10 protein-coding genes are annotated in these 12,629 nt (G+C 45.9%); 8 read left to right on the top strand and 2 right to left on the bottom strand.

The genetic code is table 11. From position 1 onward, the window contains the following. Nucleotides 1-7: 7 nt before the first annotated feature. The 5 genes from phnL to ATB74_RS07575 are packed head-to-tail and all read left to right on the top strand — an operon-like array spanning nucleotide 8 to nucleotide 3,935. Nucleotides 8-733: a phosphonate C-P lyase system protein PhnL gene (gene phnL, locus ATB74_RS07595; protein ID WP_060981703.1), complete on the top strand. Its 726-nt coding sequence runs from the start codon at nucleotides 8-10 to the stop codon at nucleotides 731-733. A 15-nt stretch (nucleotides 734-748) separates the two neighbouring features. Further along, nucleotides 749-1,882: an alpha-D-ribose 1-methylphosphonate 5-triphosphate diphosphatase gene (phnM, locus tag ATB74_RS07590; RefSeq protein WP_061017659.1), complete on the top strand. Its 1,134-nt coding sequence runs from the start codon at nucleotides 749-751 to the stop codon at nucleotides 1,880-1,882. A gap of 3 nt (nucleotides 1,883-1,885) precedes the next feature. Beyond that, nucleotides 1,886-2,533 (top strand): ribose 1,5-bisphosphokinase, encoded by a 648-nt coding sequence (phnN, locus tag ATB74_RS07585; protein ID WP_081090080.1) that lies wholly within the window; start codon nucleotides 1,886-1,888, stop codon nucleotides 2,531-2,533. After that, nucleotides 2,530-3,297, top strand: a complete 768-nt coding sequence (gene phnP / locus ATB74_RS07580) for a phosphonate metabolism protein PhnP (protein ID WP_061017657.1) — start codon at nucleotides 2,530-2,532, stop codon at nucleotides 3,295-3,297. The genes phnN and phnP overlap by 4 nt, the downstream gene beginning before the upstream one ends. Continuing rightward, nucleotides 3,294-3,935 (top strand): DapH/DapD/GlmU-related protein, encoded by a 642-nt coding sequence (locus ATB74_RS07575; protein WP_061017656.1) that lies wholly within the window; start codon nucleotides 3,294-3,296, stop codon nucleotides 3,933-3,935. Before phnP ends, ATB74_RS07575 begins: the two co-directional genes overlap by 4 nt. Before the next feature lie 101 nt (nucleotides 3,936-4,036). On the opposite strand, the gene ATB74_RS07570 is transcribed toward ATB74_RS07575, so the two are convergent. Next, entirely contained in the window at nucleotides 4,037-5,377 is a 1,341-nt protein-coding gene (locus ATB74_RS07570; RefSeq protein WP_061017653.1) for an MATE family efflux transporter, read from the bottom strand. A gap of 322 nt (nucleotides 5,378-5,699) precedes the next feature. Here ATB74_RS07570 and ATB74_RS07565 point away from each other — a divergent pair, with 322 nt between their 5' ends. Further along, nucleotides 5,700-6,815: a hypothetical protein gene (locus tag ATB74_RS07565; protein WP_060981698.1), complete on the top strand. Its 1,116-nt coding sequence runs from the start codon at nucleotides 5,700-5,702 to the stop codon at nucleotides 6,813-6,815. Between the two features lie 57 nt (nucleotides 6,816-6,872). On the opposite strand, the gene ppsA is transcribed toward ATB74_RS07565, so the two are convergent. Next, on the bottom strand, nucleotides 6,873-9,245 hold the full coding sequence (gene ppsA / locus ATB74_RS07560; RefSeq protein ID WP_061017651.1) for a phosphoenolpyruvate synthase: 2,373 nt from the start codon (nucleotides 9,243-9,245) through the stop codon (nucleotides 6,873-6,875). Nucleotides 9,246-9,423: 178 nt separating this feature from the next. Here ppsA and ppsR point away from each other — a divergent pair, with 178 nt between their 5' ends. Both ppsR and ATB74_RS07550 read left to right on the top strand, forming a co-directional pair. Continuing rightward, nucleotides 9,424-10,257, top strand: coding sequence for a posphoenolpyruvate synthetase regulatory kinase/phosphorylase PpsR (ppsR, locus tag ATB74_RS07555; RefSeq protein ID WP_060981696.1), 834 nt, complete (start codon nucleotides 9,424-9,426; stop codon nucleotides 10,255-10,257). Between the two features lie 266 nt (nucleotides 10,258-10,523). Next, nucleotides 10,524-12,488, top strand: a complete 1,965-nt coding sequence (locus ATB74_RS07550; protein ID WP_061017649.1) for a CHASE3 domain-containing protein — start codon at nucleotides 10,524-10,526, stop codon at nucleotides 12,486-12,488. The last annotated feature ends 141 nt before the right edge of the window (nucleotides 12,489-12,629 follow it).

The following is a 12,629-nucleotide window of genomic DNA, read 5'->3' as shown; positions in this document are numbered from 1 at the left end:
CGATGACATGAATACCAAACTAACCGTAAACAACGTCAGCAAAACCTTTGTGCTGCACAACCAAAATGGCGTTGAACTGACTGTACTCACTGGTGCGAACTTTTCTGTAAACAGCGGCGAGTGTGTAGTTCTGCATGGTCACTCTGGTTCGGGTAAATCAACGCTGCTTCGTGCGCTCTATGCTAACTACTTGGTGGATTCAGGCTCGATTAATGTAGTCCACCAAGGCAACACGCTAGATCTTGCCAAAGCAACACCGAGAGAAATCATCAACGTACGTAAACACACCATAGGTTGGGTGAGCCAGTTCTTACGTGTCATTCCACGTATCAGTGCACTGGAAGTCGTGATGCAACCTATGTTGGAAATGGGTGGCTGCGCGCAAGAGGCAGAAGAGAGAGCTAGGTTACTGCTGACTCGCTTAAATGTACCTGAACACTTGTGGCACTTAGCGCCTGCGACCTTTTCAGGTGGTGAACAGCAGCGTGTGAACATCGCACGTGGTTTTATTGTTGATTACCCAATCCTACTGCTTGATGAGCCAACGGCTTCGCTTGATGCAACCAACAGTGCGGTAGTCGTGAGTTTGATTGAAGAAGCCAAAGCGGGCGGTGCTGCAATCATCGGTATCTTCCATGACGAAGGAACACGAGATTTAGTCGCTGACCGTCTGTATGACGTGAAGCTACAACAAGACATTTCACCAAAACAACTCACTACAGCGTGTGCGTAAAGGGAGCTGACGCAAATGATTATTACCAACGTAAATCTGGTGCTTGAAAATGAAGTGGTACGTGGCTCCGTAGAGCTACGAGATGGCGTGATTGCCAATATGTCTGACTCTACTAGCCAGCTTCCAGGTGCTTTTGATGGTGAAAATGGTTTTTTGATGCCGGGCTTGATTGAGCTGCATACCGACAACCTAGAGAAGTATTTCACGCCAAGACCAAAGGTGAATTGGCCACCGCTTTCTGCAATGAGTGCACACGATACACAGCTGATTGGTTCAGGCATCACTACGGTGCTTGATGCGGTTGCTTTGGGTGACTACCGAGATGGCAATCGCCAAGAGAACCTCGACCAGTTCATTAATACCGTCGCTGAAAGCCAGAAACGTGGTTTAACCCGTGCCGAGCACCGTATTCACTTGCGTTGTGAAGTGCCGCACTCGACCACTGTTGGCTTGTTTGAGCGTTACGTGAATATGCCAGAAGTCCAGTTGGTGTCTTTGATGGATCACGCTCCGGGTCAGCGTCAATTTGTGAACATTGATAAGTACCGTACTTACTATCAGGGTAAGTACAACATGACGGATGCTGAGATGGCGGTGTACGAAAAAGACCAAGTGGCTCAATCACAACGTTGGTCGAAACAGAATCGTGATGAGATCACTCGCCAGTGCCGTGATTTCAAGATTCCAACAGCAAGCCATGATGATGCGACCAGCGCCCATGTGACCGAATCTAAGGAGCTAGGTATGGTTATCGCAGAGTTCCCAACTACGGTTGAGGCAGCGCAGCGATCTCACGAACTGGGCTTGAAGGTGATGATGGGGGCGCCGAACGTGATTCGTGGTGGTTCACACTCGGGTAACGTCGCTGCGCATGAACTGGCGTCTTTGGGCGTGTTGGATATCTTGTCTTCTGATTACTACCCAGTGAGCTTGTTAGACGCGGTATTTACACTGGTTCACGATGAACGTAATAACCTCGATGTAGCACAAGCGGTGCAATTGGCGACATTGAATCCTGCACAAGCTCTTGGCTTAACTGACCGTGGTGTCATCGCGGAAGGTAAGCGTGCCGACTTGCTACTTGCACATCGTGTTGATGACCATCAGCTGGTGTCTCGTGTGTGGCGCGAAGGCAAAAAGGTATTCTAATCCATGTCTAAAGGTTACTCATTTGATGTGAATAGGGTGGTGAACGCTGCCCCTAAAGCTGACAAACCGGGTCAGCTTTATTACATAATTGGTCCTTCTGGGTCAGGGAAAGATTCGATTATCTCGGGCCTGCGTGAGCAGTTCGTCAAAGACTTAGTGGTTGCTCATCGTTATATCACGCGTGCGGCCGATGCTGGTGGCGAAAACCATGTCGAGCTTAGTGATGATGAGTTCTTTATTCGCTACTCGCGCAATATGTTTGCGATGAGTTGGCAGGCTCACGGTATGAGCTATGGAATAGGGCAGGAGGTTCATCAATGGATGAATGCGGGCTTGAGTGTCGTGGTTAATGGCTCGCGTGCGTATTTAAATGCTGCGAGAGATTTATTTGGTGAACAACTGGTGCCTGTCGTAGTAAGCGTTAAGCCAGAGGTATTAGAAGCGCGTTTGCAAGCTCGCGGTCGTGAAAGCGAAGCTGAGATTACCCTTCGACTGCAGCGTGCTTCGGACTATTGTTTAGACTCACTATCCACTCTAAATAACACACTGTGTATCGATAACAGTGGCACGCTTGAACAGAGCATTGCGCAGTTTGCACGATTAAAAGAGCAAGCTGAAAGGCTCGTAGAACCAGCAGGTGGTGTCGCATGAAGTTGACCATGTTAGGCACTGCCAACAGCGCGATGGTACCTGTTTACGGTTGTGACTGTTCGGTGTGCGTGTCTGCCCTTGAAGATCCGAGCTTAAGGCGCGAAAAGTCATCGGCTTTCCTTGAACATAATGGTAAGTATCTACTGTTGGATGCCAATGCTCCTGATCTTATGTGCCGATTCCCCGCAGGATCGATTGACCAGATCTTACTAACGCATTACCACATGGATCATGTTCATAGTTTGTTTGATCTTCGATGGGGCGCTGGCGATAAGATCTCAGTGATTTCTCCTGATGATCCACTTGGTTGTGATGATCTCTATAAACACCCAGGTATCTTGGATTTTTCATCGCGTGCTCAAGCGTTTAAGTCGTTTGATTGGCAGGGAATCACCGTCACACCTTTACCACTCAATCACTCTAAACTTTGCCTTGGTTATTGCTTTGAATTGGCTGGAAAGCGCTTGGCTTATCTAACCGACACTGTAGGGCTGCCAAAGCAAACCGAGCGTTGGTTAAAAGAGTTTCCCGTTGATTGGCTAATTACGGATTGTAATTCCCCACCGATTGAAAACCCTCAAGTTCGAGCGAGCTCCAATCACAATGACTTCCACCAAATACTTGGTATTGATGAGAACTGTCGTCCGAAAAAGCTTGGCCTGATTCATGTTAGCCACCACATGCTTGGATGGGCAGAACAAAACCCCCAAGCCTTTTCCCTGCGATTGCGTATTCTCAACGATGGCGAGGAGATAACCCTATGAGCCAACCTCTTTCCCCAACCTTAAGCAGCGAACCTAGCGTTGCTGAAAGCAGTAAGCTACATAACGTTGAGCTAGGGCGTTGGACTGAAATCGCCGACCGTTGCGTGTTAAACAACGTGCAAGTCGGAGACTACAGCTACATACAAAATGACTGTAATCTGATGTTTACCGAAATAGGTAAATTCACATCAATAGCCGCGTCGGTTCGCCTGAATCCGAGCAATCACCCGTGGTGGCGTCCAACGCTGCATCACTTTACTTATCGCCCGGGCAAGTATCGGCTAGGTGGTGATCCGTCATCACTGGATGATGAGGTGTTTTCGTGGCGCGAAGAAGACAAAGTGCATGTTGGACACGATGTGTGGATTGGTCATGGCGTGATTGTTCTGCCGGGTATTACGATTGGCAATGGCTCGATCGTTGGCGCGGGCAGCGTGGTGACGAAAGACGTGCCGCCATACTCAATTGTGGTTGGTAACCCTGCCAAGGTATTGCGTCCTCGCTTTGATGAACTTAGCTATGCTGAGCGACTAGAAAGCCTTCAATGGTGGCATTGGGATGATGAAAAGCTGGCAGAAGCATTGCCATTGTTTCAGAAAGATTGTGGCGAATTTCTGAGTCACTTTGAGCAATCTTGAATCGAGTCTCGCTAATCCACTAAACGAAAAAAGCAGCCTCAGCGGCTGCTTTTTAGTATGTATTTACTTGTTTGCTTCTGGTTTAAATCAACGCTTAAATATTAGGTCGCAATATTAAGCTTGGCTTCGACTTGCCCAAGTGCGCGTTGATACATAAACCATGCACATGTTCCGGCAAGCACATTACCTACCATAGCGCCCCAGAATAGGCCCTCAATACCAGCAAGTTGAGAGCCAACCCACAAGCAAGGCAGGAAGAAGGCGAACAGGCGCAGCGCTGAAATCGTCAAGGCAGTATAAGACTTACCAAGTGCATTAGAGATAGAAACCATCAGCATACAGATACCCAAAGGCCCTAAACTAATAGGAACGATAAGCAAGTGGTAGTTCAAAATGGTCGACACTTCGTCTTCGCTGGTCATGAGATTTGCCAGCCCGCCGGAGAACAGCCATGTCACCAGTGCAATCACCAATTGGAACCCTAATACGAACATCACGGCAATCTTGACGAGCTTGCGTATGTTCCCAAGGTTCTTCTCTCCCAACATTCGGCCAATCATTGGTGGCATCGACATCGTTAGTGCTAGCACGGAGACAATCGAAAAGAATTCAAAACGTGAACCTAGCGCCCAAGCTGCAACGGCTGCTGTACCGTAGCCTGCAAGCAGTTTGGTCGCGAGCATCGAAGAGACTGGTGGCAGCAGTTGGCTGATCATCGCAGGCCCCATGATGTTACCGATGGAGCGAACACTTTTTCTAATATCAAGGTCGTGCCAGTCGAATGTCATCCAATGCTTCTTAGTCACCTTAGGAGCAACGATAAAGATACCCGCACCGAACGCCAAGATGGTCGCAATCGCGGCACCATTGATGCCCATGTCGAGCGTAAAGATGAAGATCGGGTCTAATATCAAGTTGATGATGCTGGTGGCGATCATCATTGAACCGGGCAGCATAGTATTGCCATTAGCACGACACACACTGTAGAAAAAGTAGAGCAGAGCACCTGTCCAAGAGCTTACCAGCCAATAGATCCAGTAAGAGTCAATGATCGGTAGTACCGTCGGTGGTGCATCGAGGAGTTGTAAAATAGGATCGCGAAGCAGATAGATGATGACTGAGAACAACGCGACACTCACACTGCCCATCGCAACTACTAACCCACCGAGCTGTTTGGCGTAGCGTATCTCGTTGGCGCCAATCGCTCTCGCAATCACAGCCGTTGTCGCGATGCCTAGCCCGACCTGAATACCAATGATGATCATCTGAATTGGCAGCGTGAAACCTTGAACCGCCAGTGGTAGAACGCCTAGCTGGCCAATAAAAGCACTGTCTACTAGCTGGAAGCTCATCAGGGAAAGCACCCCAAACAGCATTGGCCATGTCATTGTATAGAGTTGTCGGCCAAGAGAAGGCGAGGGAGTTGCGGTCGTAGAATTCATAACGCTCATATTAGTCTTGAAGGTAGGTTTGTCGTGGTGACAATTTTCTCAATGAAGAATTGCGTAAAGCATAACGTAACGCCAGCTCGATACCAATAAATGTTACCCGATCTAAACATATTGCCTTTGCTTGTCTTCAGTAGGCTTGGTGCATTCTGCACTGTGACTTAATGGAAGCACCTCTCAAACCTTATTTATTTTATAGACTTATCGGAGTTGGCTAATGTAATTATCAAACCCTTAAACTAATATCGTTGGAGAGAAAAGGAATTGCGAGTCAGCAAGCCGGTTTTTAAATGCATATTGGAGAGGGAGCCAAAATATGCCAGGGACAGAAGAAATTCAGATCAGCCAAGAACAAGTTAGAAAGAATAAGGCTAAGGTTCTAGCGAAGATAAACCAGCAAGGGATTATGTCTCAGGGCTTTCGCTTGGTTAACGTCAAAGACTACCAACAGAAGTTACAAGCTCTGAAACAGAAGGTCGAAAACTTCGATTACCTGAATGCGGCTAATAAGCAGCAAGATCAGGTCATTCTCGACATCATGACGCAGAAAGAGAAGATCCATAATTACTTGGATGAATCATCGAGTCAGAAATTAGCAAACGGCAACCTAGACTTTGGTTCTCGAAATCAGGTCGCAAATGCTACGCTCAAAAAAAAGCAGCTTTTTATGATGTTCATGGAAACGGTCGAAGCGCAAGAAGCGCTCAGAGAGTTTGCCGTTAAAGTCGCTTCAGTATGTAACGGCACACTAAAACAGCCTCCCGGTGCTTATTTAGGCGTAAAAGATTTCCATGGGGCGCTAGATAAGATCACTAATCGAAAACGTCACTACGATATTGGCGATCTCAAAGATGCCGCGCGTATGACCATCGTGTTCGAGAATATGGACGACATGATTGTAGCTAAGGCGATGATCATCTTAACTAAAGAGTTTATTGAGCTAAAACACCATCAGTCTGCGATGAAAGATCGTTACGGTACCAGCCAAGGTGACAATGCTAAGTTCAACTGTGGTGCAACTGACGCTGGCTACAAAGACATTAAGTTCTTCTTAAAAATGGCTAATGGACACATTGGTGAATTGCAGCTCAATACCAAGAACATGATGGTGGCGAAGAAGAACGGTCACATCATCTATGACATCCTTCGCGACGGAGGTAATCTTGATAAAGCATTTACGATTACCAACAGCGAAGTCCTTGCCAAGATAAGCCGTAACATGAGTGAAAAGTGGTTCACCTTTATGAATACTCGTGTACCTAAAGCGAGAGATGATTTGCAGGCAGTTCAACAACTCGTTGACCGCTTAAGAGCGAATCTAGGAAGAGGGCAGAACTCACTTCAAGTGAGCATGGAAGAGATAACCATACTGTCTCGTGTTAGCTTGTATATCTACGAACAAGGTGACAATGCCAGAGCCTTACTAGAGTAGTAAAAAATAAAAGCCAGTCGTAATGACTGGCTTTGTTCGTTTCTCGATTAGAGAAGGTTACTTGCTAGCAACGTTGCCTAGTTTCAACCATGTATCGATGACCGTATCTGGGTTTAGGGATACAGAGCTGATGCCTTGTTCCATTAACCACTCCGCTAGGTCATCATGGTCAGATGGGCCTTGACCACAAATGCCCACGTATTTACCCGCTTTGGTTGCCGCATCGATCGCCATTTTCAGCATCGCTTTTACGGCTGGGTTACGCTCATCGAAGAGGTGTGCAACGTCACCTGAATCTCGGTCTAGACCAAGCGTCAGTTGCGTCATGTCGTTTGAACCGATAGAGAATCCGTCGAAGTACTTCAAGAACTCATCAGCCAAGATTGCATTCGATGGTAGCTCACACATCATGATGACTTTCAGGCCTTGGTCGCCACGGCGAAGGTCAAACTTAGCCAGAATGTCGATAACCGAAGCTGCTTCACTTGGCGTGCGAACGAATGGAATCATGATTTCAACGTTCTTAAGACCCATTTCGTTGCGAACACGTTTGATCGCTTGAGTTTCTAGCTCAAAGCAATCTTCGAATACTGGAGAAATGTAACGAGAAGCGCCACGGAAGCCCAGCATTGGGTTCTCTTCATGTGGTTCAAACGTTTTGCCGCCGACTAGGTTGCTGTACTCGTTCGACTTAAAGTCAGACATACGCACGATGACACGCTTAGGCCAGAATGCAGATGCGATAGTCGCGATGCCTTCTGTCAGTTTGCTTACGTAGAAGTCGATTGGATCTTTGTAGCCGCGAATACGTTCGCTGATTTCTGCTTTTAGCTCGTCAGACTGTGCGTCGAAGTTCAATAGGGCTTTAGGGTGAATACCGATCATCTTGTTGATGATGAACTCTAAACGAGCAAGGCCAACACCTTCGTTTGGAACCTGCGCGAAATCGAAGGCACGATCTGGGTTACCCACGTTCATCATTACTTTGGTTGGCAGCATTGGTAGCTCATCAACTTCAGAACGTTTGATCTCGAAGTCGAGTTCACCTTGGTAAACGTAGCCAGTTTCACCTTCAGAACATGACACTGTCACGGTGTCACCGTCGTTTAGGTTGCTTGTCGCTGTACCACAGCCAACGATTGCAGGAATACCGAGCTCACGAGCGATGATTGCTGCGTGACAAGTACGGCCGCCACGGTTAGTGACAATCGCAGAGGCTTTCTTCATTACAGGTTCCCAGTCTGGGTCTGTCATGTCTGTTACTAGAACATCGCCTTCTTGAACCAGTGACATTTGGTCCAGTGAGTCAACCAAACGAACAGGGCCAGAACCGATACGTTGACCGATAGCACGGCCTTCAACTAAGACATCAGCCTTGTTGTTTAGCTCGTAACGCTCGATAACGTTTTGGTCGCTTTGAGAACATACAGTCTCTGGGCGAGCTTGAACGATGTAAAGCTTGCCGTCGATGCCATCTTTCGCCCACTCAATGTCCATCGGACGTTGGTAGTGCTTCTCGATGATCATCGCTTGTTTTGCTAGCTCTTTGATCTCTTCATCGTTCAGTGAGAATTCATTACGTTCTTGCGTATCTGTGTCGATGATATCTACTTGCTTGCCGATCTCTTGGTTGGTTGAGTAGATCATCTTGATCAACTTAGAACCAAACGTCTTCTTAACGATTGGGTAGTGACCCGCTTCTAACATTGGCTTGTGAACGTAGAACTCGTCTGGGTTCACAGCGCCTTGTACAACCATTTCACCCAAGCCCCAAGAAGAAGTGATGAACACTACTTGGTCGAAGCCAGACTCAGTATCAAGCGTAAACATCACGCCTGAAGAGGCTTTGTCTGAACGAACCATGCGCTGGATACCTGCAGACAGTGAAATGCCACGGTGGTCAAAGCCTTGGTGTACACGGTAAGAGATAGCGCGGTCGTTAAACAGTGAAGCGTATACGTGCTTGGTTGCTTCGAGTACCGCATCGATACCTTTCACGTTAAGGAAGGTCTCTTGCTGGCCTGCGAAAGAAGCATCTGGAAGATCTTCTGCCGTTGCCGATGAACGAACCGCTACAGACAATTCTTCGTTGTCTTCAATTAGCTCACGGTAGTTATCACGGATGTCTTGCTCTAGTGATTCTGGGAATGGTGCATCTAGAACCCATTGTCGAATCGTTGCACCTGTCTTACGCAGTGCGTCAACATCTTCAACATCAAGTTCATCAAGTAGTTGGTGAATGCGCTCATCAAGACCTTTGTAATCAAGAAAGTCGTTAAACGCATAAGAGGTGGTAGCAAAACCATTAGGTACAGAAACACCAGCATTGGACAGGTTAGAAACCATCTCGCCCAGTGAGGCGTTCTTACCGCCGACTTTGTCGACATCTTCCATGGATAGGCCATTGAACCATAGGGTATTATTTTGCATTTATTTCTCCAGAAACATAGCAAGCATTGTAGGGATTTAAAGGCAAACGATTACGTATCAGTTTAAAAAAATGTAAATTATTTTTCAAAGCTGTGGGGGACGTAATAGTCAGCAGGGTTTCGTTATATATATTATGGTTCCCATCCTACTCAAAATAATTTTAAACATTAAATAAAAAATGCAAATTGATATCCAAAGTCGTGATGTATTCTATGTTTCTGATGGAACGGCCATAACATGTGAGACTTTAGGGCATGTTGTTCTAGGTCAATTCCCTTTTAAAGCCAATGAAAAAACCTTTCCGTTTGTGGAAAGTGAGGACAAACTTTCTGATTTATTAAAAGAGATTGAAATTTCGTATCGTGATAATGGATTAGAACCGCTCGTGTTCTTTTCGATCGTGATTCCTGATATCAAATCCAAATTGCTTGAAGCGCCTGCGCACTGTTATGACGTGCTGGAGAGTATCGTTCAGAAGGTCCAGGATGATATTCAAATGGCTCCGGTGCCTAAACTGCAACGTTCACGCAGTGTGAACAAAGATTCGGTTAAGTATTTCGACCGTATTGCGGCGATTGAGTACACGCTCGCGCACGATGATGGCATCACGCTAAAAGGGCTCGAAGAAGCCGACATCATCTTGTTGGGTGTATCTCGAAGCGGTAAGACACCAACAAGCTTGTATATGGCGATGCAGTTTGGCTTACGCGTAGCAAACTACCCATTTATCCACGATGACTTAGCGCGCTTAAAGTTGTTACCCGAATTTGAGATCTATCGACACAAGTTGTTTGGTTTAACCATTGATGCAGAAAGGCTCACTGAAATTCGTGAGAACCGCTTAGCAGGCAGCGAATACGCTAGTGACTCACAATGTTTGTATGAATTGCAAACGGTAGAGGCGATGTTCCGCAGAGAGGCTGTGCCGTACATTAATACCTCATCGTTATCGGTTGAAGAGATTTCGACACGTATCCTAGAGCGAACAGGCTTACGACGTCGTTTGCTTTAGTGTGTTATTGATGAAACCTAAATTGTGATTTCGTTGCGTCTGTCATAAAGAGCAACGAGGTCACTTTTTCTGTGAGCATATCCGCTACACCCTATCTTCCTCTCTCATTGTCAGATCTTTCTCCTACAACACTTATGAAAAAAGTGACTTAATTCTTTGCCTATTTGTTGGATGTATACCTATTGTTTAAGGAACGGTTAACTACATAACCCACAATTATTACAAATACATACGTCAGTTCATCAACAGGTTAGGGAAAACAGTTTATGAAGATATCAGAGCTTACCATCCGTAGTAGATTACTTTTCGGTAATGTCATCACGGTCAGCATTTTAGTTACGCTGTGCGTTGTCGTGTGGAACTCAATTAAAACTTTGAATAGTACCGATGCAATGGTTACGCATACCTACCAGGTGATTGATCAATCGAACCACCTAGTTAATTCGATGGTGGATCAAGAGACTGGCTTACGAGGTTATGCGATTGGAGGTCAGGAAGAATATCTAGAACCTTACCATGCAGGTAAGCAAGCCTTTGAGCAAAGCTTATCTACCGTAAAGAACCTAACCAGTGATAACCCAGCTCAACAGCAACGATTTGATGAAGTTAATCGAATGGCGGCGGAATGGCAGGCATATGCTCAAGAGGTCATTGTTTTACGTAAGAGCATTCATGACGGGGAAGCATACGTGAATGAACTCAAAACACTGATCGCGAGTGGTATTGGTAAAGAGAAGATGGATAACCTACGAGCTGAAATTGCTACAGGGCGCTACCTTAATGGCGAGGCTCTTATCAACAACATGGTGAATATGGAAACTGGTTTACGTGGTTTTATGCTAAATCGCGAAGAAGCTTTTTTAGAGCCTTATCACGAAGGGAAATCGAAGGTAGATAAGCAGTTAGCTTCGATGGGAGACAGTCAATTATCGCGCGATATTCAATCTTGGATTGATGATTACGCATCAACCGCGATTGCATTAGTACGTGAATCCAACCGCTTTAGCTCCATTGACGACCTTTACACAAAGCTTGCTCAAAAGCAGGGTAAACAATATATGGATGGCTTGCGTAATAAAGTTGCTGAAATTATTAACGTCGAGCAAGTGCTTATGGTCGAAAGAAAAGAGGCAGCAAATTCAGCCTCTGACTTGGCACTTATGGCACTCGCAGTTGGTGGAGCCTCTTCAATTGTTTTCTGTTTTGGCTTCGGTGCTTTCATTTCTCGAAGTATCACTTCACAGATCAACTACGTTATTAGTATCGCTAAACAATTAGCGAAAGGGGATTTGACGGTAAATATTGAAAAAGGTGCCAAAAATGAAATTGGAGAGCTAACCAATTCGTTGAAAGCAACCGCAGACAGTTTGAAAACCATCATTAGTAACATGATGGTAGCAAGTGAGCGGTTGAGCAGCTCATCGAGCCAGCTAACTAATATTACGGTTAGTACGAATAACGGTGCGAATGAGCAGATGTTGATGACAGATCAAGTCGCTGTTGCGATGAATCAGATGTCTATATCCGTTCAAGAAGTCGCGAGAAACGCCGTGGATACTGCTCAATCTGCAAATGAAGCGAGTGATGAAGCGATGCAAGGTTTGACCGTCGTACAAGAGACAACAACGAGCATTAACGCTCTAGAGTCTGAAATTGCAAGTACGATGGAGCGACTTGATGATCTTTCCCGAGAAGCGACTAATATTGGTGGCATTCTTGATGTGATATTAGATATTGCCGCTCAAACTAATTTACTTGCATTGAATGCGGCTATTGAGGCTGCACGAGCGGGTGAGCAAGGAAAAGGCTTTGCCGTTGTAGCCGATGAAGTTCGAAGCCTTGCTCAACGAACACAAGATTCGACTTCTGAAATTCAAGGTCTAATTGAGCGTTTACAGCTTGGTACTCAAGATGTAGTGAATAGCATGCAGAAAAGCAGTGATATTGCGAAGAAGAGTGTTGTGAATGCAGAGAAATCAGGACAAGCTTTTGATGTGATTACTCATTCAATTAACAATATCTCTGATATGAGTACGCAGAGCGCCAGTGCATCTGAAGAGCAAAGTGTCACGGTTGAGCAGATCAACCAGAATGTGGTGAACGTTAACCGGATTACCAAAGAGAGCGTTATCGGGGCTGAACAAACGGTTGAATCGAGTAAAGAGTTAGTGAGTTTGTCGGAGCAACTTCAGAAAATTGTTGGCCAATTTAAAGTACAGAATGTCAGCTGAGAAAATAGCGCGACGGGCTAAACGATAACTGTTGGTCAAGTATCGAACCTTCATTTACCGAGATAGAGAGACTCTATTTCGCTACTATTTGAACCCAAAGTAGCATTCCAAACTAGAAACAGCCTCGATACATGTTTGTAT

This window comes from Vibrio splendidus (assembly GCF_001557875.1).
Taxonomy (GTDB): Bacteria; Pseudomonadota; Gammaproteobacteria; order Enterobacterales; family Vibrionaceae; genus Vibrio; species Vibrio splendidus_F.
The sequence above is the reverse complement of the archived record's forward strand: the minus strand, read 5'-3'. Positions and strand labels throughout refer to the sequence as shown.